The sequence below is a fragment of the Lentzea sp. NPDC059081 genome (assembly GCF_042738015.1).
In the GTDB taxonomy this organism is placed as follows: domain Bacteria; phylum Actinomycetota; class Actinomycetes; order Mycobacteriales; family Pseudonocardiaceae; genus Lentzea.
Map to the genome: position 1 here is coordinate 117,640 of NZ_JBHYGW010000015.1, position 21,985 is coordinate 139,624.

Sequence of the window (21,985 nt, forward strand, 5' to 3'; positions counted from 1 at the left end):
GCACGTGTGGCGCGATGAACGGGCGCAGTTGCGCGCTCAACGGTCCACCCAGTGAGCTGGATCACCCGTTTCACCTGGTCAGGTACTCTGCGCGACCGTGACCGATCCTCTCGCCCCACTGCTTTCCTTGCCCGGCGTGGCCGATGCCGCGAGCGCCGCCAAGGACGCCGTCTTCCAGGTGCACCGCCATCGGGTGAACCTGCGCGGCTGGGCCACGACGGCGGCGGAGGCGTCCGTCCGCGCGGCCCGTGCCTCAGCGGCGCTCGAGGGCGGTCCGACCGAGATCCCCTCCTCCGGCGAGGTGTCCGACCCGGTGCTCGCGGGGTCGTTGCGCGTCGCGGAGGCGCTGGGTGGTCTGGTGGCGACGTGGCAGCGCGCGCCGTTGCAGGCCCTCGCGCGGTTGCACGTGCTCGCCGCCGCCGACCTGACGACCGACATCGGCCGCCCGCGGGTGTCCGAGGACGTGTCGCAGCGGCTCGACCTGATCGGCTCGCTCGTCACCGGCGGGACGTCCGTGCCGGCGCCCGTGCTCGTCGCCGTCGTGCACGGCGAACTGCTCGGGCTGGCGCCGTTCGACGTCGCCAACGGCGTGGTGGCCCGTGCCGCCGCCAGGATGACGTCGATCTCCAGCGGCCTCGACCCCAAGGGCCTCGGCGTGCCGGAGGTGGCGTGCCTGCGCCGGTCCGCCGAGTACGAGGCCGCCTCGGTGGCGTTCGCGTCGGGGACGCTGGAGGGCCTCGCGCAGTGGATCCTGTTCGTCTGCTCGTCGCTGGAGGCGGGCGCCCGCGAGGCCAAGAGCATCGCGGACGCCGCACTCGCTAGTTGACGATCTCGGCCAGGACCTCGGCGGCGCGGATCGCGTCCTCGTCGGTCACGTAGAGCGGCGCGAACCCGAACCGCAGGATGTCCGGCGGCCGGTGGTCGCCGATGACCCCGCGCGCGATCAGTTCGTCCATCACGGGCTTCGCGTTGGCGCAGCGCACCGAGATCTGGTTGCCGCGGTTCTCCGGGGTGATGACCTCCAACGAGGTCAGCTTCTCGACCTGCTCGCGGAACAACGCGGTCAGGGCGAGACCGCGCTGCCGCAGTTCGGCGAGGTCGATGTCGTCCCACACGTCCAGTGACGCGTCGAGGGCCAGCATCGACAGGATGTCCGGCGTGCCGACCCGTGCGCGCGCGATGCCGGGGTCCGGTTCGTAGGACGGCTTCATGCCGAACGGCTCGCGGTGCCCGTTCCAGCCAGAGAGCGGGTTCTCGAACGTCGGCTGTTTCGCGTGCGGCACGTAGATGAACGCGGGCGCGCCCGGTCCGCCGTTGAGGAACTTGTACGTGCACCCGATCGCGAAGTCGACTTGGAGCGCGTCCAACTCGATCGGCAGCACGCCCGCGCTGTGGCAGAGGTCCCAGACCACCTGGGCGCCCACGGCGTGCGCCTGTTCGGTGAGCGCCTTCATGTCGTGCAGCTCGCCGGTGCGGTAGTCGACCTGGTTGAGCAGCACCACGGCGGTGTCCTCGGTCAGGTCCAAAGAGGACGGATGCGCCGCCCGGATCTTCCTGCCCGTCAACGAGGCCACGGACTGCGCGATGTAGCCGTCGGTCGGGAACGTCGACTCGTCGCACACGATCTCGATGCGGCTGGTGCCCTGCACCGCGCCCATCAGCGCCTTGAAGACGTTGACCGACGTCGAGTCGCCGACGACGACCTGGCCGGGTGCCGCCCCGACCAACCGGCCGACGCGGTCGCCGACCCGTTGCGGGGTCTCCCACCAGCCCTCGCTCCACGACCGGATCAGCCGCTCACCCCATTGGTGCGCAACGACTTCCTGCATCCGTGCGGCGACGTGCCTCGGCGGCGCGCCGAGCGAGTTGCCGTCCAGGTAGACGACACCTTCGGGGATGTCGAACAGCTCCCGCCTCACACGTAGCTCCTCGCCGTCCACAGTTCCGGGAACACCGCACGCTGCGTGCGCTTCTCCAGCCATGCAACACCAGCGGAGCCACCCGTGCCCACCTTCGCGCCCATCGACCGCCGGGTCGCGAGCAGGTGGTCGTAGCGCCAGCGGGCGAACTCCTCGGCGATGTCGGTCAGCGCCTCGCCCAGCTCCAGCAGGTCGCGGTCGTCACCGCGGTAGATCGCCGCCCACACCTGCTCGACCTCGGCGGACGGCTCGTAGGCCTTGGTCAGGTCGCGGTCCAGCACGGCCTGCGGGATGTCGAAACCCCTGCGCTTCAACGCCGCCAGCACGTCGTCGTAGAGCGACGGCTTCGCCAGCGACTCCTCCAGCTGCGCGTGCATGGCCGGCACCGCGCGGTGCGGCACGAGCATCGACGCGGACTTCTCGCCGAGCAGGAACTCCATCTCGCGGTACATGCCGGACTGGAAGCCGGAGCCCTCGCCGAGCGCGTCGCGGAAGGAGTTGAACTCGGTCGGCGTCATCCGCGCGATCGGCCGCCAGGCCGCGGACAGCGCCTGCAGGTGCAGGTCGGAGCGTCGCAGCGTGCGCACGGCCGCCCGCAGGTCGTCGGCGCGCAGCTCGGTCTGGGCCTGCCGCCACTCGAAGCAGAGCAGGCCGAAGTACAGCTCCATCACCTGCGTGATGACCAGGAACGACATCTCGCGCGGGTCCTTGGACCACTGCTGTTGAAGGGTGTGCAGCACCGACGCGTGCACGTAGTCCTCGTACGGCGTGGTGCCGCCGAAATCCAGCTTGGGGGAGACCGGGCAGCTCATGGCTCAATCCTCGCGAGAACCGCACGCCACCTGAATGGGTGACGAAAGGCGTTCGGGTCGAACTTCTTCCGAACGCAAAGCGAGTCGCCGAGTAGCTTTGCGTTCATGTTGGACGAGGTGGACAAGGCCCTCTTGGAGGCCCTCCAAGAGGATGCGCGGCTGTCGTACAACGAGCTCGCGCGTCGGGTCCACGTCTCGCCGCCGACCGTCGCCCAGCGCGTGCGGCGGTTGGAGAACATGGGTGCGATCACCGGCTATCGGGCCGTGGTCGACCCGACCGTCGTCGGACGTCCAGTCGTCGCGCTCGTGCGCATGAAGTGCTACGGCCCCCGGTGCATCACCGTGCACCCCCAGCTGCTCGACGACCTGCCCGAAGTGGTCGAGGTCGTGCGGCTCACCGGGGACATCTGCTCGGTCGTCAAGGTCGTCACCACGTCGATCGTGGAGCTGGAACGGCTGCTGGTCCGGCTGGCGGCGCACGGAGAGACCTCCAGCGCGATGGTGCTGTCGACGCCGATCCCGTGGCGTCCGGTGCTGCCCGGCTGACCGCTCATCGACTAGCTGCTCATCGATTGGGTGCCCACGACGAGCGCCAAGGCCAGGCGGTCGGCGTCCTCGGTGCCCGGTTCCGCGGTGTAGACCGTGATGCGCAGGTCGTCCTGGGCGACGATCAACGTGTCGCAGTCGAGCGTGATCAGCCCGGCCGCCGGGTGGTCGACCGTCTTGTGCCGGGACGGGTCCGGCACCGGTGGCGACGCCTCGTCGTGCCAGAGCTCCGCGAAGCGCTCGCTGGTCAGCAGGTCGGCGACCAGCCGCCGGAGCCCGAGGTCGGCGGGGTACTGCGAGGCCGTCAGCCGGAGGGCGGCCACGAGCCGTGCCTCGTGCTCCTCCTGTTCCCGCGGCGAGTGCACGACCCTGGTGGGCATGCGGGTGACGTTGCGCCAGACGGCGTTGCGCTCCAGTCCGGTCCAGGACGTCGTGTCGCCCATGAGCGCGTCGTACGGCGCGTTGGCCAGCACCAACGTCCAGCTGGCGTCGTACACGACCACGGGTGTGTACGAGAGGCGGTCGAGCAGCCGCCGGACGCTCGGCGTGATCCGCGACGGCACGACGTCACGGCCGGGCGTGGCGTGCCCGGCCAGCGTGTAGAGGAGGTCGCGTTCGGCGTCGGCCAGCCGCAGGGCCCTGGCGAGCGCCTCGACCACCTGGGCCGAGGGCGCCGTCGCGCGGCCCTGTTCGAGGCGGGTCAGGTAGTCGGCGGAGATGCCGGCCAGCGCGGCCAGCTCCTCGCGGCGCAACCCGGCCGCGCGCCGTCGCCGACCGGCCGGCACCCCGGCGGCCTCCGGTGACACCCGGTCGCGCCAGCGCCGCACCGTCCGCCCGAACTCCCACGTCTCCACGAAGTCCAGTGTGCGCGGGCTCGCGACCGTTGTCCTGGGCACGTCAGTCCCAGGAAAACGGGTCGGCTGGCTGACGTCCGGCACCGCTCGCAGTGTGGGGGCATGAGCGAAACAGGAACTGTGCTGATCACCGGTCCGACCCGCAACCTGGGCAGGCACGCCGTGCTGGCCATGGCCCGCCGCCCGCGCGAGCGGAGGCCCGACCTGCTGCTGGTCGGTCGCCGGGGTGCGGACCTGACCGCGGTCGCCGACGAGGCCCGCGCGCTCGGCGCGTCCGTGCGCGAGATCGGCTGCGACCTCGCGAGCCTGGAGGACGTCCGCGCCGCTGCCGCGACCGTGCGCGACCTGGTGACCAGTGGCGCCGTGCGGCCGCTGCGGGCGTTGGTGGCCAACGCGGGACTGGCCGTGGCGGGACAGAAGTCCGCCGACGGCTACGAGATGACGTTCGCGGTCAACTACCTCGCCCACGCCCAGCTGATCGGCGACCTGCTCGGCTCGTTCGCCGCCCCCGCGCGGATCGTGCTGATCGGGTCGAACACCTACCACCAGAACCGCTGGCGCAAGCTGCTCGGCGTGGCGCCGGCGCAGTGGGCCGATCCCGTCGAACTGGCGCGTGCGTCCGGCGAGGACTCGATGACCACCTACTCCACCGCGAAGCTGGCGATCCTCTACTACGCCCACGAACTGCAGCGGCACGCCGGCGACGGCGTCAACGTGTCCGTGTTCGAGCCCGGCTGGATGCCCGGCACCGCACTCGGCAGGAGCGCGCCCGCCGCCGTCCAAGCCGTCAGCAGGGCTCTCGGGAGGATTCCCGGGGTGTCGACGCCCCAGCGCTCGGGGCCGTTGCTCGCCGCCATGGCGTTGGACGACAAGTGGGCGCACCTGCGCGACGGGGCGTTCGTCGTCAAGGACGAGCTGACCGAGGTGCAGCCCGTCGCGCACGACCGCGCACGCGAGCGGCGCCTGTGGGAGGCGACCGCCGAACTGTTGCCCGGATAACACGAATCTAAGATACCAATTAAGCTAGTCTCGATCTTGTGAGGCTGACCAAGAGCACCGACATCGCCCTGCGGATCGTGATGCGGCTGGCCGTCGTCGACGACAGCGCGAACCCCACGACGCGTGAGGTCGCCGACGTGATGGGCGTCCAGTACACGCACGCGGCGAAGGTCGTCGCCCGGCTCCAGCACCTCGGTGTCGTCGAGGCCCGGCGCGGCCGCGGAGGTGGGCTCACGCTCACCGAAGCGGGCCGGTCCGGGTCCGTCGGGCACCTGGTGCGAGCGCTGGAAGGTAACGGCGACGTCGTCGACTGCGAAGGCGAAGTGCCGTGTCCGCTCAGTTCCGCCTGCCGGTTGCGCCACGCGCTGCGCCAGGCCCAGGAAGCTTTCTACGCCTCGCTCGATCCGCTCCGCGTCGATGACCTCGTCGCCCAACCCACCGGTCCCGTACTGCTCAGCCTCCAGCTGAGGTGAGGAGCTCGTCGATGCTGTCCCCGAAGTCCGCCGACCTGGTCGAGGCCACCCTGCCCGCCGTGGGCGCCTCCATCGGTGAGATCAGCGCGTTGTTCTACCAGCGCATGTTCGCCGACCACCCCGTCCTGCTGCGCAACCTGTTCAACCGCGGCAACCAGGCCAACGGCACCCAGGCGCAGGCACTGGCCGGGTCCGTCGCCGCCTTCGCGTCCGGCCTGCTCGCCGGGAAGACGCCCGACGCGATGCTGCGGCGGATCGCCCACAAGCACGTGTCCGTCGGCGTCACCACCGGCCAGTACGCCGTCGTGCACAAGTACCTGCTCGGAGCCGTCGCCGAGGTCCTGGACGTGAACGACGAGATCGCCGCGGCCTGGAGCGAGGTCTACTGGCTGATGGCCGACGCCCTGATCGGCATCGAGCGGTTCCTGCCCAGGGGGCTGCAGGAGCACCGGGTCATCGCCCGGTTCCAGGAGACCGAGGACGTGGTGACGTTCGTGGTCAGACCGACCAGCGGTCCGGTGGCCCCGAGCAAGCCGGGGCAGTACGTGTCCGTGCACGTCCCGCTGCCCGACGGCGCCCGGCAGATCCGCCAGTACAGCCTCTCCGGGCGGACCGACGACGCGCTGCAGTTCTCGGTGAAGCGCGACGGCGAGGTGTCGAACCAGCTGCACGACTTCGCCCCGGTCGGCAGCACCATCCGGCTCAGCCAGCCCGCCGGCGACCTGACGCTCGAGCCCGGCGACGGCCCGGTGCTGCTCGCGTCCGCGGGCATCGGCTGCACGCCGATGATCTCCATGCTCGCCGAGCTCGCCGCCACGGACTCGGCCCGGCAGGTCGTCGCGGTGCACGGCGACCACGACCAGCTCACGCACCCGTTCCGCGCCGAGCTCGCGCAGCTCGTGGCGAAGCTGCCGGACGCGCAGGCGCACGTGTTCTACGAGCGGCCGTTCGGCGAGTGGCCCGCCGACCGGACCGGGTTCGTCGACCTCACCTCGGTGGAGGTCCCGGCCGGCACGACCGCCTACCTGTGCGGCCCGGTGCCGTTCCTGCGCGCCGTGCGGACCCAGCTGCTCGCCGCGGGGATCACCGACATCCACTACGAGGTCTTCGGGCCGGACGTGGTCTCAGCCGGCTAGCCGGTCCAGAGCGTCGCGGACGTGGCCCTTCGCGTCCCGCAACGCCTCCGCCGCCCGAGCGGCCGGCACCCCGGCGAGCAGGTGGACCAGCGCAACCTTCAGGTCACCGGACGCCTCCACCAGCGCCTGCTCGCAGTCCGTCGCGGGCAGGCCGGTGGCCTCGTGCAGGATCCGGATCGTGCGGCCGCGCAGCTTCGCGTTCGTCGCGCGCATGCTGACCATCAGGTTCGAGTAGGTCCGGCCGAGCTTCACCATCACCGCGGTGGAGAACGACGTCAGGACGAGCTTCTGGGCCGATCCCGCCTTCATCCTGGTGGACCCGGCGATGGCCTCGGGACCGGTGTTCAGCGCGATCAGGACGTCCGGCGTGAACGGCACCGACGCGTTGTTCGACACCAGCACGGTGTGGGCGCCCAGCGCTTGCGCCTCTTCCAGCGCACCGATCACGAACGGCGTGCGGCCGGACGCCGTCACGCCCACGACCAGGTCGTTCCCGTCCGCGTGCCGCCGGATCTGGGCGGCGCCCGAGTGGTCCTCGACCTCCTCGACGGCACGGACCAGGGCTTCCTGGCCACCGGCGTGGTGGGCGACGAACCAGTCCGCGGGGGCGTTGAACGTGGGGACGAGCTCGGCGGCGTCCAGCGTCGCGAGACGACCGGACGTGCCGGCGCCGACGTAGTGGACGCGGCCGCCGCCCGAGATCGCGGCGACGCCGAGGTCGACCGCGCGGGCCAGCTCCGGCAGCGCCTCCGCGACCGCCGACGGGACCTTGCGGTCCTCGTCGTTGATCATGCGCAGCACGTCGATCGTGGAGACCCGGTCGATGTCCGCGGTGCGGGGGTTCCGCCCCTCGGTCGGAGACTCCACGCGCACCGCCACACCGTTCCGGGGGGAGGTCATTTAGACGTCTCCCGCGGTCGTCGCCTGCCGTCCGGCCTGGCGCCCAGCCGGTGGCCGGACACCGCTTCGTACGTCGCCTCCAGCGCCGTCTTCGCCGTGTCGACGTGGTGCTGGGCGACGCCGATGAACAGGCAGTCGATCACCGTGAGCTGGGCGATGCGGCTCGCCATCGCGCCGGAGCGGAAGGTGGTCTCGCGCGCGGCCGTGGTCAGCACGTGGTCGGCGGCCTCGGTGATCGGCGAGCGCGGGAAGTTCGTGAGGGCGACTGTGGTGGCGCCGGTCTCGCGGGCGACGCGCAGCGCCTCGACGGTCTCCGCGGTCGAGCCGGTGTGCGAGATGCCGACGGCGACGTCCGCCCCGGTCAGCACGGCCGCCGACGTCAGCGCGATGTGCGTGTCGTTCCACGCGAAGCAGGTCAGCCCGATGCGGTGCAGCTTCTGCTGCAGGTCGAACGCGACGAACGCGCTCGCGCCGAAGCCGTAGACGTCGACGCGCCGGGCGCCCGCCACGGCCTGCACGACCTGGGCGAGTGCCTCGACGTCGAGCTGTTCCGCGGTCTCCTCGACCGCGCGGGCGTCGGCGAACGCGACCTTGCCGACGACCTGCGCCAGGTCGTCGCCGGGACCGATGTCGCCGCCCATGTCGTGGTTGGCCCTGGCCTGGCTGCGCGCGGTGTCCGCCGCGAGCGCGATGCGCAGCTCCGGGTACCCGCCGACGCCGATGGCCTTGCAGAACCGCGTCACTGTCGTCTCACTGGTGCCCGCCTGCTCGGCGACCTCGGTGATGCTGCGGTGCGCGACCGTGGCCGGGTTCTCCAGCACCACCTTCGCGACGCGCTGCTCGGCGCGCGCGAGCCCCGGCAGCAACGACCGGATCTTCACCAGCGGACTGGACTCGGCACTGCTCTCAGTGGACACGTGGGAAACTTACTAACCGCCACTGCGAGGGTCAACGGAGTGTGTCCGAAAGTCACTCTGTCGGCGCGGGGGATCACCTGATGTCCGGCACCTTCCTCGTCGACACGGCGATCCGGTTCCAGGCGTTGATCGTGAAGATCAACGCGATGAGCTGCGCGAGCTCCTCCTCGCCGAAGTGCTGCGCCGCCCGCTCGTAGACCTCGTCGCTCACGTACTCGTGGCTGCTCAGCACGGTGACGGCCTCGGTGAGGCGCAGCGCCGCCTGTTCCTTCTCGGTGTAGAGATCGCCTGCTTCCTCCCACGCGCTGAGCAGGTAGATGCGGGCCTCGGTCTCGCCTCCCTTCCGCGCGTCGACCGTGTGCATGTTGAGGCAGTAGGCGCAGTGGTTGAGCTGGGAGGCGCGGATGCGCACGAGCTCGGCCAGCTGCTCGTCGAGGCCCTCGCGGGCGGCGGCGTCGAGCGCGATCATGGCGCGGTAGACCTTCGGGGCCTTCTTGGCGATGTCGATGCGGTTCGTCACGTCTTCGAACCTATGCCGCTGATTGGCTCTGTTCGTGGTGCAATCTGGTCGTGGAATCGTGGGCCAATCTTGACTTCCACCTCGACCTGTCCGGTCCGGGTGGGCTGCGGCAGCGGTTGACGGCGTCGTTGCGGGAGGCCGTGCGGTCGGCGCGGTTGCCGCCGGGGACCAGGTTGCCGGCGTCGCGGTCGCTCGCCGCTGACCTGGGGATCGCGCGGAACACCGTGGCCGAGGCGTACGCGGAGCTCGTGGCCGAAGGGTGGCTGACCGCGCGCCAGGGATCGGGAACCGTTGTCGCGCAACGGGTCGCGCCGCCTGCGCCGGTCAAGCGCGTGGTGTCGTCGGCCGAGGTGCGGTTCGACCTGACGGTGTCGACGCCGGACGTCACGGAGTTCCCGCGCGCGGAGTGGGTGCGGTCGACGCGGCGGGCGGTGATGGCGGCGCCGTCGGAGGCGTTCGGGCCGGGAGATCCGCAAGGGCGCGTCGAGCTGCGGACGGCGTTGGCCGAGTACCTGGCACGGGCCCGTGGCGTGCGGGCCGATCCCGAACGGATCGTGGTGTGCTCGGGGTTCGGCGGTGCCGTCCAGATGTTCAACCGGCTGCTGCGCGGGCCGGTGGTCGTCGAGGAGTACGGGCTGGAGTTCCACCGGTCGTTGTGGAAGTCCACCGTGCCGTTGGCGGTGGACGACCACGGCGCGAACACCGAGCAGTTGCCGGACGACCTGCGTGCCTGCGTGCTGACGCCGGCGCACCAGTTCCCGTTGGGCGGTCCGTTGCACCCGAGGCGGCGCGCTTCGGCCGTGGAGTGGGCACGGCGCGTGGGTGGCGTTGTGCTGGAAGACGATTACGACGGCGAGTTCCGCTACGACCGGCAGCCCGTCGGGGCGGTGCAGGGGTTGGATCCGGAGCACGTCGTGTACCTGGGCACGTCGAGCAAGGCGTTGTCACCGGCCTTGCGGATCGCGTGGATGGTGCTGCCGGACCGGTTCGTGGATCCGGTGCTGGCGTTGAAGACCGATCGCGAACAGCACGTCAGCATGCTCGACCAGTTGACGCTGGCCGATTTCCTGTCATCGGGTGCGTACGACAGCCACGTGCGGCGAATGCGGTTGAAGTACCAACGGCGTCGCGACCGGCTCGTTGACGCTGTTTCGCCGTATGCGTCCGTGTCCGGAATCGCGGCCGGAATGCACGCCGTGCTGGAGACGCCGCACGAAACCGCGATTGTGGAAACCGCACGGGAACGGGGAATCGCGGTCAGTCCGCTCTCGTGGTTCCGGCACTCGTTGAGCTCCGACGACCGTTCCGGCGTCGTGGTGAGCTTCGGGGCGCCCGCGTTTCCACGGGCGCTCCCGCATTTCGCCGAAGTGCTAGCGGCGTGCCACTGACCAGCCTTCGGCCGTGACGTCGCTGCGTGCGTGCACATACACGCCACGGCCGTTGTACTGGCCCGCCTTGGTGTAGATGAATCGGGACTTCTTTTGTTCCGTGGCAACCCATCGTCGTTCAGTGGTGGTGATCGTGCGTACGTCCTGCCATTGGGTGCCGTCCCAGTGCTGGATCGTCAGCTTGTCGCCGCTGTCTCCGTCGACGAAGACCTCGACGGGGCGGTCCGCGGTGAGGGTGGCGCCGGAAGTCGTGGCACGCCACTGCTTTCCGCCCGACTTCACGGCGAGCGCGTTCGCCAGTCCGTCGGCGACCGCTCGCCGAGCCGGGTTGACGCTGCCCCAGTCACGGCTCGGGTGCACGCGGTTGGTCAGCAGGACCGCGATCGACCGGGAGGCCTTGTCGATGACGAGCGACGTGCCCGTGTACCCGGTGTGACCTGCGGTTCCCGGTCCGCTCAGCGCACCCATGTACCAGCGCTGGTCGAGCTCGAAGCCGAGGCCGTGCGCGTTGCCGGGGAACTGCTGGTTGAAGTTCGTGAGCATCAGCTCGACGGAGTGCTCGCTGAGGATCCGGTGGCCGTCGTACGTGCCGCCGTTGAGGATCGTCTGGCCGAGGACGGCGAGGTCCTCGGCCGTGCCGAACACGCCGGCGTGCCCCGCGACTCCGCCGAGGGACCAGGAGTTCTCGTCATGCACCTCACCGCGGACCATGCCGCGCGGTGGTGCCGTCTGGAACTCGGTGGCGGCCGTGCGGTCCTTGGCCTTCGGGTTGTAGCCCGTGTCCTTCATGCCGAGCGGTGTGGTGATGCCGTCTTTCACCGCTTGGTCGAGCTTCTTGCCGCTGACCCGGAACACCAGTTCGCCGAGCGTGATCAGGTTCAGGTCGGAGTAGACGTACGTCGTGCCGGGCGTGGACTTCGGCGCCACGTCCATCACGGCTTTGATGCGTGACGGGATGTCCGGGTACTTCTGCCACAAGGGGATGAACGGTTCGAGACCGCTCGTGTGCGTCAGAAGCTGTTTGACGGTGATGTTCTCCTTGCCGTTCACGCCGAACTCGGGCAGGTAGGTGGCGACCTTGGCGTCGATGTCGACGCGGTGCCGCTCGACCTGCTGGATGACCGCGATCGACGTGAAGAGCTTGGAGATGGAGGCGAGGTCGAAGATCGTGTCCTTGCGCATGGGGACGCGTTCTTCTTCGGGCAGCTGGGTCTGCTGGTCCTGGTAGAGGACCGCGTAGCCCGTGCGGTCGTGCGTGACGATCTTGCCGTCGTGCACGTACATCGTGACGGCGCCGGCGTAGAGCGGTTTGCCGTTGGCCTGCGGCTGGGTGAAGTCGCGGACCTGACGCAGGGCGGCGTTGATCGGCTCGGGGTCGAGGTTCGCCCAGTACGGGTTGGAGTCGCGCAGCGTGGTCCACGGCGGCGCGAAACCGTTCTGGGGCTGGTCGAAGTGGCCGGGGATCGCGACCGTCACGAGTGTGGCGGCCAGTGCAGGGATGAGCATGGCGTCCTCACCGGTAGCGCAGGTAGGGCTGGCGGGTGCGGCGGAACTGCTGGAGCTCCTGCTGCCACGCGCCGACGACCTCGTCGAGAGGTGCCCCGGCGTCGATCATCGTGCGCAGCCTGGCGGAGCCGCTGAGATTGTCGATCCAGTTGTCGGGACGCCATGCGAACGCGTCCGGGTACAACGCTTTCGCGGTGATCAGCATCGCGACCGCCGCCTTGATGGCGTCGAACTTCGCCGCGTCGGTGACGTGCAGGGTGACACCGCCGCAGGTCTGGCCCTGGAACTTGTTGAACGTCGGCGAGAAGTAGGTCTCGCGGAACCGGACGCCCGCCAGGCCGAGCGCGTTGAGGTGCTCGGCCCACCGCCAGTCGAGGCCGGGGGCGCCGACGGTCTCGAACGGGCGGGTGGTGCCACGGCCCTCGGAGAACACCGTGCCCTCGAACAGGCACGTGCCGGGGTAGACGAACGCCGTGTCCTGGGTCGGCATGTTGGGGCTCGGTGGGACCCACGGGAGGCCGGTGTCGAGCTGGGAGCGGTGCCAGTTGCGGACGTCCACGACCTGGAGGCGCGTCTTGACGCCGAACTCGCCCACGTAGAAGCGGGCGAGCTCGCCGACGGTCATGCCGTGCTGCTGCACGATCGGCTTCAGGCCGACGCCCGTGGCGTACGCGGGGTCGAGCTGCGGGCCGTTCGCGGTGCCGCCGATGGGGTTCGGACGGTCCAGCACGATGAAGTCGAGGCCCGATGCGGCCTGCATCGCCGTGTAGAGCGACCAGATGTAGGTGTAGAAGCGCGCGCCCACGTCCGCGATGTCGAAGACGACCGTGTCGATGCCCGCTTTCGCGAACATCGCTTGGAGTTTCGTGGCGTTGGCGCCGTACGCGTCGTACACCGGGATGCCAGTGCGTGGGTCTTGATAGTCGCCCTCGGAGCCGCCGGCTTGTGCGGTGCCGCGGAAGCCGTGTTCCGGTCCGAACACCGCTGTCGGCTTGGCGCCGTGGGCGACCATCGAGTCGACGATGTGCGTCTGGTCCGTGAGGATGCCCGTCGGGTTCGTCAGCACGCCGGCTTTGCGGCCCTTGAGCTTGCGCCAGCCGTCGTCCGCGAGCTGCTGGGCGGCAGTGGCGAGCTTCGGGGCCGCGGCGGCCTGGGAGGCGCTGACGACGGAAACGGACAGGGCGGTGGCGGTCGCGGTGAGGAAGCTGCGCCGCCTCACCACGTCACCCCGTGGCCGAACGGGTAGGGCGTCGGGCCGGGGACGTCGACCGGGAGCTTGCCCTGCGGCTTGACCTCGCCGAGCAGGACCCTGGCCAGCGCCTCCATCGAGACGGTCGTGGTCGAGTAGGTCGCGAGCCACGTCTTCGCGTTGCTGTGGGCGACGTCGTACGGGTTGCCCGTGGCGGCCGCGACGACCGGCTTGCCGGTGGCGACCAGCTGGTTGATCAGGTCGACCTGGGCGGGCCTCGTGCTCGCGTTGCTGGTCAGCACGACGATCTTGTCCGCGTTCGCCGCCGCGGCCACGGCCTGCTGGATCTGGGCGGCCGTCGGGCTCGTCGCCGTGACGAGCTTGGTGCCCTTGAGCCTGGTCGCGAGGGCCGCGGTCTGGGCGTCGCTCGTGCCGACGACCAGGGGAGCGGTGGCGTTGAGCGGGAGCGCCTGCTCGTCGTTGCGGACGGCCGTGATGGTGCGGTCGGCGATGTCCTGGGCCTTCTGCGCGTTGGAGCCGACGACCTGGTCGACCTTGTTCTCGTCGACCTGGGCGGTGAGCATGACGCCGCGCAGGAGCTTCATCTTGAGGATGCGCAGGACGCTCTGGTCGATGCGCTGCTCGGTGAGCTCACCGCTGCGCACGGCCTTGACGACGCTGTCGATCGCGAGGCCGAGGTTCGGCGGCATCAGCAGCTGGTCGACGCCCGCCTTGATGGCCAGCACCGGGATCTCGGCGTCGGTGTGCAGCTTGCGGACGCCCGCCATCTCCAGCGAGTCCGTGACGATGACGCCGTCGTACTTCAGCTCCTCGCGCAGCAGACCGGTGATGATCTTCGGGCTGAGCGTGGCTGGGTCGCCCGACGGGTCGATCTGCGGCACCTGGATGTGCGCGGTCATGATCGAGTCGATCTTGGCGGCGACGGCGGCCCTGAACGGCGGCGCGTCGATCTGGCGCCACTGGTCGAGGCTGCGGTTGGAGACCGGCAGGGCGGTGTGGCTGTCCTCGGACGTGTCGCCGTGGCCGGGGAAGTGCTTGGCGGTCGACGTGACGGACTGCGGGTCGAACCAGCGGCGGCCCTCGTAGCCCTGGACCTGGGCGGCGACCATGTCGGCCGCGAGCTTCGGGTCGCTGGAGAAGCTGCGGACGCCGATGATCGGGTTGGCCGGGTTGGAGTTCACGTCCGCGTCCGGCGCGAAGTTCTGGTTGATGCCCATCGCCCGGAGCTCCTGGCCGGTGATCCGGGCGGCCTCCTCGGCGTCCTTCGTGCTGCGACCGGCGCCGAGGGCCATGTTGCCCGGCAGCTGCGTGGCCGGCGGGCCGATGCGCGTGACGAGACCCATCTCCTGGTCGGTGGAGATGAGCAGCGGGATCTTGCTCGCCTTCTGCAGGCCGTTGGAGAGCTGCGCGATCTGCTTCGGGGTGTCGATGTTGTCGCGGCTCGAGTTGTTGAAGTAGATGACCCCGCCCGGCTGGTACTTGCGCACCATCTCCGCGGGCGTGCCCACTCCGAAGTCGGTCTGGTTCTTGGGGTGCGGGACGTCGGCGGCCTGGCCGTTGACGTACGTGACGAACAGCTGGCCGACCTTCTGTTCCAGCGACATCCCGCGGAGCGTGGTCACGGAGGCTTCCGCTCTCGCCACCGGCGTGAGGGCGACCATGGCTGTGACCAGCGTCAACGCGGCGAACTTCCGCACTTGTCCGTGCCTCCCGGTGATGTTCCCACAGGTAACTGGCGCATTTCGCAAGTTACTCACGGCTGCGTGGTGGGTCAACGGGCGCACATTCTGCCGTTCGGCTGGTTCGGAGGCCGAACAAGCAAACGGGGCGCCCTCGAGAGGGCGCCCCGTCGACAGCGCGGGCTTGCGAGTTACCAAGCGTGCAACTCGTGTCGTACAACCCTGGCCTCGGCGTCCGGCGTCCCGGTACGCAGGCCCTAGACGACAAGCCTCCCGCGGCGTGCTGCGCGTGGGTACTCGAAGTCCGCGCACGGAGCTCTGCCGGGGTGGAGTCTGGCTTCTCTTCGCCAGGTCCCTGGCCGACCGGAGGTCCGCACCACCTATTTAAGTGCGTGGGCCCGGTCACAGCAAGGGCTCGGAAGGGTGCACCGGTCAAGCCACGTTCAGTGAGGAAAGTTCTGCTGTTCCAACGGTTGTGACGCTTCCTTCACGTTCCGGTACCGCCGAGAGGGCGCAGCTGTGCACTCACCGGGGCACCACGTGCGCGGGCGGTTGCCGCTACTCGCCGGTACCGGATCTCCATCGGGTTCTTGCGGTCGTAGGCCTTGACTAATCGCGTCCGCGCTTGCGCCGCAGGCCGTACCAGGCGGCGCCGGCCGCCGCGACCGCGCCGAGGCTGATGGCCGTGACCGCGACCGCCTTGCCCGACGGCGTGGGGAAGCGGCCGCGCAGGCTCACCGGGTCGACGAACTGCAGCACCGGCCAGTCCTTCTCGGTGGCCGTGCGGCGCAGGCCGCGGTCCGGGTTGACGGCGGTGGGGTGGCCGACGACCTCGAGCATCGGCAGGTCCGTGATGCTGTCCGAGTAGGCGTAGCTCTTGCTGAGGTCGTAGCCGTGCTCCGCGGCGAGCTGCTTGATGGCGACGGCCTTGTTGTCGGCGGCGCAGTAGAAGTCGACCTCGCCGCTGTAGCGCCCCTCCTGCACGACCATCTTGGTGCCGACGCTGTAGTCCGCACCGATCATCTGGGCGATGGGCGCGACGAGCTCCTCGCCGGACGCGCTCACGATGACGACGTCGTGGCCCTCCGCCTTGTGGTCGGCGATCAGCTGCGTCGCCTCCTTGTACACAAGCGGGTCCACGATGTCGTGCAGCGTCTCGTTGACGATGCTGCGGATCTGCTCGACGTCCCAGCCCGCGGCCAGGGCGGTGATGTGCGCGCGCATGCGGTCCATCTGGTCCGCGTCCGCTCCGGCGAGCATGAACACGAACTGGGCGTAAGCGCTCTTCAGCACCGCGCGGCGGTTGATCAGCCCCTCCTGGAAGAAGGGACGGCTGAACGCCAGCGTGCTCGACTTCGCGATCACGGTCTTGTCGAGGTCGAAGAAGGCGGCGATCCGACTCATGACGTCAGCTTAGGTGTACTGGTCAGTAGGCCGTTCGGGCGGCATTTCGACCGTGTACGAAATCGTTGTGCTGCACGGTTACCGAAACTTGGCCCGCAGCTGTTGCCGAAGTTGCGCGCGGCACTGGCGCTTGGGGATACAGTAGGAGAGTCCGGTTCGACGGACGGGTTCAGTCCGACCCCCCGGGACTGAACCATTGACGACCCCCGTCCCTCCCCCCTGGCGGGGGTCGTCCCATATCCGGACCCCGTTTCCGCGTGGGCGCGACTGGACCTCTGCCGCTCTTTCCCGGCCGTCCGGTGCCCAACCCTCCAGAGTCGCACACACCCCCGACAGCCCCGTGCCGTCAGGGCCTCCAAGATCGCGACTTGTCCACACCCGCGCAGTTGTCCACATCTGGATCTTCGCGCGTTGTGTCGTTCCTCACGACACACGACGGTGGACCCATGACCAACCCCGTCACCCTGCTCACCGACACGGACCTGCTGGACGAGGTCCTCCGCGTGGCCGCGGCCGCCGACTGCCCGCTCACCTGCGCGCCGGACGTCACGTCCCTGCGCGCCCAGTGGCACACCGCGCCCCTGGTCCTGCTCGACCCGGCGGCTGTCTCGTCCTGCCTCGACGCGGGTTTCCCCCGCCGCTCGGGCGTGCTGGTGGTCCACGGTGGCGACCCGCCCTGGGCGCCGGCGGTGGCACTGGGCGCGGACGGCGTCCTGGAGCTCCCGGTCGACGCCCGTGTCCTGGTGGGCGCGCTGACCGACCTGGGCGAGGGCCCGCCATCGGACCGCGGCCGGGTGGTGTCCTTCGTGGGAGGCAGGGGAGGCGCCGGCGCCTCGATCCTCGCCACCGCCTGCGGCCGCGAGGCGACGGCCGACGGCGGCGAGGCGATGCTCGTCGACTGCGACCCGCTCGGCGGCGGCCTCGACCTGGCCCTGGGCACCGAGTCCGACGAGGGCGCCCGCTGGCCTGGCGTGCACTGCAGCGGCGGCACCGTCCCGATCTCCGCCCTGCGCGCCGCCCTCCCCACCGCCGGCGGCCTCAGCGTCCTGGCCTGCGACCGAGCAGGCCCGGATCCCGAACCGGCAGCCGTGGCAGCCGTCCTCGACGCCGGCCGCAGAGCGGGCAACACCGTCGTCTGCGACCTCCCGCGCCACCCGACCGCCGCGGCCTCAGCCGCCCTGGACCGCACCGACCTGACGATCCTGGTGGTCCCAGCCGAGGTCAGGGCAACCGCCGCAGCCACCCGAGTGGCCACCCGCCTCCTCACCCAAGGCCGAACCGTCCGCCTGGTCGTGCGAGGCCCCTCACCGGGCAACCTCCAGGCAACCGAGATGGCCGACGTGATCGGCGTCCCCCTGCTGGCCAAGATGCGCCCGGAACCGGGCCTGGCCGAACTGCTGGAACGAGGCCGCTTCCCCCGCAACGCCAAGGGCCCTTTGGCCACCACAGCCCGCCTGGTGCTGAAGGAGCTGCGCCCGTGACCCACCCGAACCCCGGCTCGACCCCGGCACCACAACCCCCGCAGCACCCGTCGGCCCAGCAGCACCCGATGGCACCTCATCCGCTGCCACCACACCCGTGGGCACGGCCGCGCCCTCGGCCCGCACCCCGTCCCTCAGCGCGCCGTCGACTCCCGTCCTGGCCCCTCCCGGCTGCGATCCCGTCCCCGAGGAAGGCCCCGTGCCCGTGACGCCAGCCCAAGACCCCGAGCGCCCCAAGCAATCCCCGCCCGTGACCCACCTCCGAGTCTGGGCCCGCATGGTCCGCAACCTCTTCGTCTACGGCCGCCCCATCCCACCCCGCTACATCTTCCGGGAGCCACCGAAATGAACCGCTTCCTCATCTGGTGCACCGAAACCTGGCACCGCCTGACCGGCCGCGCCATCACCTACGGCCGCCACGCCCGCCGCCCGGACATCCATCCCGAAGCAGCCACCTGACCGCAGCGGCCGGCGCCGCCAAGCCCAAGCCGTGCCCGAAATCCACGGCCGCCCGACGCCCAAGCGTCACCACCATCGGTCACCACGCGCATGCCGTGGCCACATCTCCGGGCTGGCCGTGAGCCAGGCCGCGTCCGCCGCCCGCCCGCGCTGGCGACGTGCGTCTGTTGCCCGGAAGCCACTGCCGCCGGACACCCCAGCGTCACCCCGGCCGCCGCTGTGGAGCACCGCCGCCGCATCTCCTCAGCGAGCCGCGCGCCAGGCCGCCTCCCACCGCTCAACCACCCGTCCGTCCACCCCCTCAACCACTCCGTCCGCCACTGTCGCCACCCCAAAACCCCTGCCGTCACCCAACTCCCGTCCACCCATCCCGAGGTGTGCCCCATGACCTCCTCCCTCATCGACCGCGTCCGCCACCGCCTCGCCGGCACCGACATGGAGATGACCGCCGCCGTAGTCGCCCACGCCGTCCGCTCCGAAGCCGGCGGCGTCCTGGCCGACGGCGACGTCCTGGAAGCCCTCCAAGTCCTGCGGCAGGAGTTCAGCGGCACCGGCCCGCTCGACCCGTTGCTGAGCGACCCCGGCACCACCGACGTCCTCGTCACCGCACCCGACCAGGTCTGGGTCGACGGCACCACGGGCCTGCGCAAGACCGGCATCACGTTCCCGGGCGAGGACGCCGTCCGCCGCCTCGCCCAACGACTCGCGGTGGCAGCGGGCCGGCGGCTCGACGACGCCTCGCCCTGCGTCGACGGCTGGTTACCGGGCAGCGGAGTCCGGCTGCACGCGGTGTTGCCGCCCATCGCCGACAGCACCTGCCTGTCGCTGCGGGTCCTCCGGCCGGCGGTCCACGGCCTCGGCGAACTGCAGCGGCTCGGCACGTTCGACGCCGAGATCGCCGACGCACTCCGCGCGATCGTGCGAAGACGCAAGGCGTTCCTGGTGATCGGCGGGACCGGGTCGGGCAAGACCTCGCTGCTGTCGGCACTGCTCGGGTGCGTCCCGGCTGAAGAACGCATCGTGTGCGTCGAGGACGCCGGCGAGCTGCAGCCCGACCATCCGCAGTTCGTGCGGCTGGTGGCGCGGCCGGCGAACGTCGAGGGTGCGGGCGAGATCACCGTCCGGCAGCTGGTGCGGGAGGCGTTGCGCATGCGGCCCGACCGGATCGTCGTCGGCGAGGTCCGGGGTGCTGAGGTGCGGGAGCTGCTGACGTCGTTGAACACCGGGCACGAAGGCGGCGCGGGAACGTTGCACGCCAACTCGCCCAACGAAGTCCCTGCTCGCCTCGAAGCACTCGGCGCCCTGGGCGGTCTGACCCAACAAGCGTTGCACAGCCAGGTGATCGCGGCGGTTCAGCTGGTGCTCCACATGCGTCGGGACGACAACACCAGGTACCTCAACGAAATCGGCGCGTTCGGCAGAACGGAGTCCGGGCTCACTGTCCGTCCGATTTGGACAAGAGAGCGCGGCTGGCAAGCGAAGGAGTTGCTGTGCTGAGCCTTCTGCTCCTGGCGGCGGCGTTGCTCGCGTGGCCGCAGCTCAAACAGATCCGCCGCCTGAGACCCAAGGGCAAGCGGGAAGTCGTCGTGCCGAAACCGGTGTGGCTCGTGGTGGCCGCGGTGATCGTCTACCTCGCTGCGGGCATCGGCGGAGTGATCGCCGGTGCGGTTCTGGCGGCGGTCATCCACCGTAACCTCCGGCAGAACAAGCGCGGCAAAGCGCTGAAGGCGGCGACCGAAGCGCTCAGCACCGGGCTGGGTGGCGTGGTCGACGAGTTGAGGGCCGGCGCTCATCCCATTGCTGCGGCAGAGGGAGCGGCCCTGGACACCCCGGCGCCGGCCGGTGAGGTGCTGAAAGCGGCGGCGTCGGCGGCAAGGCTCGGTGGTGACGTCGAACGGACGTTGCGCGATCTCAGGCAACCGCTGCTCGAAACGGCGACCGACCAGCTGGCCAAGGCGTGGCACGTGTCGGCGAAGCACGGTGTGGCGTTGGCGGATGTCCTGGACGCCACGAGGCGTGATCTCGACGAGCAGGCGGCGTTTGCGCGGCAGGTCAACGCGCGCATGGCGGGGCCGCGGGCGAGTGCGGCGGTGTTGGCGGCGTTGCCGATTCTCGGAGTTCTGCTGGGTGAGCTCAGTGGTGCGCGACCGCTCCACGTCCTCACGGGCACTACGGCGGGGCAGTTCCTGCTGGTCCTGGGCGCGTTGTTCCTGGCGGCCGGGCTGTGGTGGACGCAGCGGATCACCGAGGTGAAGTCGTGACGTATCTGCTGCTCGCGTTGGCAGTGCTGGTGGTGCCGACGCCACGGGCGGTCGACCGGCTCCGGCCGCGAGCCCATGATCCGCCGCCACGAAAGCGCAGCACCGGTGGTCCGTTCGAACGGGCTGCGGCCTGGGACCTGCTGGCGGCCTGTCTCAAGGCAGGGCTGCCGGTGCCCACGGCGATCCAGGCTGTCGGCATCGGCGAACTGGGTCAGGTCGCCGAGCTGCTCAGACTCGGGGCCGACCCCGTCACGGCGTGGGCGTCCGCGCTCGAACACCCCGCCACCGCGCCGCTGGCCAGGGCCGCGCGGAGAACGGCTCGGTCCGGTGCCGCGCTGGCCGGGCAGGCCGCGGAGCTGGCCTGCCGGACCAGGTCCGAGGCGATGAACGACGCCGAGGCCGAGGCGCAGCGGGCCTCGGTGGCCGTGGCGGCGCCGCTCGCACTGTGTTTCCTGCCCGCGTTCCTGTGCCTCGGCGTGGTGCCGGTGGTGCTGGGACTGGCCGATCAATTCTTCATCTAAGGAGAGAGATGGAACTGCTGAAGGACGACAGTGGCATGAGCACCGTGGAATATGCGATCGGGACGCTGGCTGTTGCTGCGCTCGCCGGGGTCTTCTACGCGTTGGTCACCAGCGACTTCGTGCAGAACCTGTTGCAAGGGCTGATACAGCGTGCGCTGTCTTCGGTCTGACGACCGGGGCATGGTCACCGTTGAGGCGGCTGTTGCCGTGTGTGCGTTGCTCGCCGTCATGGCGTTGGCGGCGGCTGGGCTGACTGCGGTCATCGAGCAGATGCGGTGCACCGATGCCGCGAGAGAGGCCGCACGGCTGGTCGCTCGCGGTGAGAGGCAGCGAGGAGAGCAGGTGGTCGGCGAGATCGCGGCAGGGGCGAGCGTCGTGATCCGCGGTCAGGCGGATGCCGTGCGGGTGGTCGTCAGCAAGCAGGGGCCACTTGGCTTACCGCTCACCGCGGAGGCGTTCGCCGTGCTGGAGCCGCGATGAACGGTTCGGCGACCGGTTGCGAGCGGGGTTCGGCTGCGGTGAGCGGTGTGGTGGCGATGTTGCTGCTGATCATCGTCGCGGTGGCCGGTGCGGAGGCCGGCGCGGTGGTCGTCGTGCGGCACCGGGTGACCGGCGCCGCCGATCTGGCGGCGCTGGCGGCTGCCGCTCATCTCGTCAAAGGCGAGACAAGTGCTTGTGAGCAGGCAAAACTCGTGGCCGAGGCGAACAGGGCCGCGCTGAACGGGTGTGCGGTGAGCGGATGGGAGGTGGTTGTCGAGGTCTCGGCGGCGACGCCGTTCGGCCCGGTGAACGCACGTGCCAGGGCAGGTCCGGCTGAAGATCGAAGCGTTTGGAGCACGATGAGCGGTCGAAACGCATCGGTGAGCGGACTCACATCGGGGTCCGGACATGCTGAACGGTGATCGAACCAAACGTCCGGAGTTCGGTGGCTCGTTTTGTCATAGCGCGTTCGCCGTTCCAGAGCGACCAGTTGTCGCGACGGGGGTTACCAACCCCAGGG

23 protein-coding genes are annotated in these 21,985 nt (G+C 70.2%); 13 read left to right on the forward strand and 10 right to left on the reverse strand.

What is annotated here, in order from left to right; genetic code table 11:
- Positions 1–97: 97 nt before the first annotated feature.
- Positions 98–826 (forward strand): oxidoreductase, encoded by a 729-nt coding sequence (locus ACFWV3_RS28845; RefSeq protein ID WP_382415567.1) that lies wholly within the window; start codon positions 98–100, stop codon positions 824–826.
- Here the strand turns inward: ACFWV3_RS28845 and kynU are convergent.
- Together kynU and ACFWV3_RS28855 are read right to left on the reverse strand one after the other, a co-directional pair.
- The gene (gene kynU, locus ACFWV3_RS28850) at positions 819–1,919 is read right to left on the reverse strand and encodes a kynureninase (protein ID WP_382415569.1); all 1,101 of its coding nucleotides are present in this window, start codon (positions 1,917–1,919) and stop codon (positions 819–821) included. The genes ACFWV3_RS28845 and kynU overlap by 8 nt on opposite strands.
- Positions 1,916–2,731 (reverse strand): tryptophan 2,3-dioxygenase, encoded by an 816-nt coding sequence (locus tag ACFWV3_RS28855; protein ID WP_382415571.1) that lies wholly within the window; start codon positions 2,729–2,731, stop codon positions 1,916–1,918. Before ACFWV3_RS28855 ends, kynU begins: the two co-directional genes overlap by 4 nt.
- 105 nt (positions 2,732–2,836) lie before the next feature.
- Between ACFWV3_RS28855 and ACFWV3_RS28860 the strand changes: the two genes are divergently transcribed.
- The gene (locus ACFWV3_RS28860) at positions 2,837–3,277 is read left to right on the forward strand and encodes an AsnC family transcriptional regulator (RefSeq protein ID WP_330855211.1); all 441 of its coding nucleotides are present in this window, start codon (positions 2,837–2,839) and stop codon (positions 3,275–3,277) included.
- A gap of 11 nt (positions 3,278–3,288) precedes the next feature.
- Here the strand turns inward: ACFWV3_RS28860 and ACFWV3_RS28865 are convergent, their stop codons facing one another.
- Complete coding sequence (locus ACFWV3_RS28865) at positions 3,289–4,131, reverse strand: helix-turn-helix transcriptional regulator (protein ID WP_382415574.1); 843 nt, start codon at positions 4,129–4,131, stop codon at positions 3,289–3,291.
- Positions 4,132–4,233: 102 nt separating this feature from the next.
- Here ACFWV3_RS28865 and ACFWV3_RS28870 point away from each other — a divergent pair, with 102 nt between their 5' ends.
- From ACFWV3_RS28870 to ACFWV3_RS28880, 3 genes are read left to right on the forward strand one after another with little or no spacing between them, the layout of a single operon-like run.
- The gene (locus tag ACFWV3_RS28870; protein WP_382415576.1) at positions 4,234–5,130 is read left to right on the forward strand and encodes an SDR family NAD(P)-dependent oxidoreductase; all 897 of its coding nucleotides are present in this window, start codon (positions 4,234–4,236) and stop codon (positions 5,128–5,130) included.
- A 38-nt stretch (positions 5,131–5,168) separates the two neighbouring features.
- Positions 5,169–5,603, forward strand: a complete 435-nt coding sequence (locus tag ACFWV3_RS28875) for an RrF2 family transcriptional regulator (protein ID WP_382415578.1) — start codon at positions 5,169–5,171, stop codon at positions 5,601–5,603.
- A gap of 11 nt (positions 5,604–5,614) precedes the next feature.
- Entirely contained in the window at positions 5,615–6,739 is a 1,125-nt protein-coding gene (locus ACFWV3_RS28880) for a globin domain-containing protein (RefSeq protein WP_382415580.1), read from the forward strand.
- Here ACFWV3_RS28880 and ACFWV3_RS28885 read toward each other — a convergent pair.
- The 3 genes from ACFWV3_RS28885 to ACFWV3_RS28895 all read right to left on the reverse strand — a co-directional run bounded on the left by ACFWV3_RS28885 (position 6,728) and on the right by ACFWV3_RS28895 (position 9,076).
- Positions 6,728–7,639 carry an N-acetylmuramic acid 6-phosphate etherase gene (locus ACFWV3_RS28885; protein ID WP_382415582.1) on the reverse strand — a complete coding sequence of 304 codons (912 nt, stop codon included), beginning with the start codon at positions 7,637–7,639 and terminating at the stop codon, positions 6,728–6,730. The two genes, ACFWV3_RS28880 and ACFWV3_RS28885, sit on opposite strands and share 12 nt — an antisense overlap.
- Positions 7,636–8,556 (reverse strand): MurR/RpiR family transcriptional regulator, encoded by a 921-nt coding sequence (locus tag ACFWV3_RS28890; RefSeq protein WP_382415585.1) that lies wholly within the window; start codon positions 8,554–8,556, stop codon positions 7,636–7,638. Before ACFWV3_RS28890 ends, ACFWV3_RS28885 begins: the two co-directional genes overlap by 4 nt.
- Before the next feature lie 73 nt (positions 8,557–8,629).
- Positions 8,630–9,076, reverse strand: coding sequence for a carboxymuconolactone decarboxylase family protein (locus tag ACFWV3_RS28895; RefSeq protein WP_382415587.1), 447 nt, complete (start codon positions 9,074–9,076; stop codon positions 8,630–8,632).
- Between the two features lie 50 nt (positions 9,077–9,126).
- Between ACFWV3_RS28895 and ACFWV3_RS28900 the strand changes: the two genes are divergently transcribed.
- Positions 9,127–10,464: a PLP-dependent aminotransferase family protein gene (locus ACFWV3_RS28900; protein ID WP_382415589.1), complete on the forward strand. Its 1,338-nt coding sequence runs from the start codon at positions 9,127–9,129 to the stop codon at positions 10,462–10,464.
- On the opposite strand, the gene ACFWV3_RS28905 is transcribed toward ACFWV3_RS28900, so the two are convergent.
- From ACFWV3_RS28905 to ACFWV3_RS28920, 4 genes are all read right to left on the reverse strand, one after another.
- A complete protein-coding gene (locus tag ACFWV3_RS28905) occupies positions 10,447–11,970 on the reverse strand; it encodes a serine hydrolase domain-containing protein (protein ID WP_382415591.1) in 1,524 nt (507 codons plus the stop codon). The two genes, ACFWV3_RS28900 and ACFWV3_RS28905, sit on opposite strands and share 18 nt — an antisense overlap.
- 7 nt (positions 11,971–11,977) lie before the next feature.
- Positions 11,978–13,189 carry an exo-beta-N-acetylmuramidase NamZ domain-containing protein gene (locus ACFWV3_RS28910; RefSeq protein ID WP_382415593.1) on the reverse strand — a complete coding sequence of 404 codons (1,212 nt, stop codon included), beginning with the start codon at positions 13,187–13,189 and terminating at the stop codon, positions 11,978–11,980.
- Positions 13,186–14,841 (reverse strand): glycoside hydrolase family 3 N-terminal domain-containing protein, encoded by a 1,656-nt coding sequence (locus tag ACFWV3_RS28915; protein ID WP_382415757.1) that lies wholly within the window; start codon positions 14,839–14,841, stop codon positions 13,186–13,188. Before ACFWV3_RS28915 ends, ACFWV3_RS28910 begins: the two co-directional genes overlap by 4 nt.
- Positions 14,842–15,468: 627 nt before the next feature.
- On the reverse strand, positions 15,469–16,263 hold the full coding sequence (locus tag ACFWV3_RS28920) for an HAD family hydrolase (RefSeq protein ID WP_382415595.1): 795 nt from the start codon (positions 16,261–16,263) through the stop codon (positions 15,469–15,471).
- Positions 16,264–16,709: 446 nt separating this feature from the next.
- On the opposite strand from ACFWV3_RS28920, the gene ssd reads away from it, so the two are divergent.
- The 7 genes from ssd to ACFWV3_RS28955 all read left to right on the forward strand — a co-directional run bounded on the left by ssd (position 16,710) and on the right by ACFWV3_RS28955 (position 21,887).
- Entirely contained in the window at positions 16,710–17,744 is a 1,035-nt protein-coding gene (gene ssd, locus ACFWV3_RS28925; protein WP_382415596.1) for a septum site-determining protein Ssd, read from the forward strand.
- A gap of 843 nt (positions 17,745–18,587) precedes the next feature.
- Positions 18,588–19,700 (forward strand): TadA family conjugal transfer-associated ATPase, encoded by a 1,113-nt coding sequence (locus ACFWV3_RS28930; RefSeq protein WP_382415598.1) that lies wholly within the window; start codon positions 18,588–18,590, stop codon positions 19,698–19,700.
- A complete protein-coding gene (locus ACFWV3_RS28935; protein WP_382415600.1) occupies positions 19,694–20,464 on the forward strand; it encodes a type II secretion system F family protein in 771 nt (256 codons plus the stop codon). Before ACFWV3_RS28930 ends, ACFWV3_RS28935 begins: the two co-directional genes overlap by 7 nt.
- Entirely contained in the window at positions 20,461–20,985 is a 525-nt protein-coding gene (locus ACFWV3_RS28940; RefSeq protein WP_382415602.1) for a type II secretion system F family protein, read from the forward strand. Before ACFWV3_RS28935 ends, ACFWV3_RS28940 begins: the two co-directional genes overlap by 4 nt.
- Positions 20,986–20,993: 8 nt before the next feature.
- Positions 20,994–21,155 carry a DUF4244 domain-containing protein gene (locus ACFWV3_RS28945; protein ID WP_382415604.1) on the forward strand — a complete coding sequence of 54 codons (162 nt, stop codon included), beginning with the start codon at positions 20,994–20,996 and terminating at the stop codon, positions 21,153–21,155.
- A gap of 10 nt (positions 21,156–21,165) precedes the next feature.
- The gene (locus ACFWV3_RS28950; RefSeq protein WP_382415606.1) at positions 21,166–21,465 is read left to right on the forward strand and encodes a TadE family type IV pilus minor pilin; all 300 of its coding nucleotides are present in this window, start codon (positions 21,166–21,168) and stop codon (positions 21,463–21,465) included.
- Positions 21,462–21,887 carry an Rv3654c family TadE-like protein gene (locus tag ACFWV3_RS28955; RefSeq protein ID WP_382415608.1) on the forward strand — a complete coding sequence of 142 codons (426 nt, stop codon included), beginning with the start codon at positions 21,462–21,464 and terminating at the stop codon, positions 21,885–21,887. Before ACFWV3_RS28950 ends, ACFWV3_RS28955 begins: the two co-directional genes overlap by 4 nt.
- Positions 21,888–21,985 lie beyond the last annotated feature (98 nt).

Excerpts from the sequence above, each read along its gene's own strand:
- ACFWV3_RS28885 (WP_382415582.1), bottom strand. The coding sequence starts at position 7,639 with ATGACCTCCCCCCGGAACGGTGTGGCGGTGCGCGTGGAGTCTCCGACC.
- ACFWV3_RS28855 (WP_382415571.1), bottom strand. The coding sequence starts at position 2,731 with ATGAGCTGCCCGGTCTCCCCCAAGCTGGATTTCGGCGGCACCACGCCG.
- ACFWV3_RS28930 (WP_382415598.1), top strand. The coding sequence starts at position 18,588 with ATGACCTCCTCCCTCATCGACCGCGTCCGCCACCGCCTCGCCGGCACC.
- ACFWV3_RS28945 (WP_382415604.1), top strand. The coding sequence starts at position 20,994 with ATGGAACTGCTGAAGGACGACAGTGGCATGAGCACCGTGGAATATGCG.
- ACFWV3_RS28950 (WP_382415606.1), top strand. The coding sequence starts at position 21,166 with ATGGTCACCGTTGAGGCGGCTGTTGCCGTGTGTGCGTTGCTCGCCGTC.
- ACFWV3_RS28905 (WP_382415591.1), bottom strand. The coding sequence starts at position 11,970 with ATGCTCATCCCTGCACTGGCCGCCACACTCGTGACGGTCGCGATCCCC.
- ACFWV3_RS28870 (WP_382415576.1), top strand. The coding sequence starts at position 4,234 with ATGAGCGAAACAGGAACTGTGCTGATCACCGGTCCGACCCGCAACCTG.
- ACFWV3_RS28920 (WP_382415595.1), bottom strand. The coding sequence starts at position 16,263 with ATGAGTCGGATCGCCGCCTTCTTCGACCTCGACAAGACCGTGATCGCG.
- ACFWV3_RS28955 (WP_382415608.1), top strand. The coding sequence starts at position 21,462 with ATGAACGGTTCGGCGACCGGTTGCGAGCGGGGTTCGGCTGCGGTGAGC.
- ssd (WP_382415596.1), top strand. The coding sequence starts at position 16,710 with ATGACCAACCCCGTCACCCTGCTCACCGACACGGACCTGCTGGACGAG.
- ACFWV3_RS28860 (WP_330855211.1), top strand. The coding sequence starts at position 2,837 with ATGTTGGACGAGGTGGACAAGGCCCTCTTGGAGGCCCTCCAAGAGGAT.
- ACFWV3_RS28915 (WP_382415757.1), bottom strand. The coding sequence starts at position 14,841 with ATGGTCGCCCTCACGCCGGTGGCGAGAGCGGAAGCCTCCGTGACCACG.
- ACFWV3_RS28880 (WP_382415580.1), top strand. The coding sequence starts at position 5,615 with ATGCTGTCCCCGAAGTCCGCCGACCTGGTCGAGGCCACCCTGCCCGCC.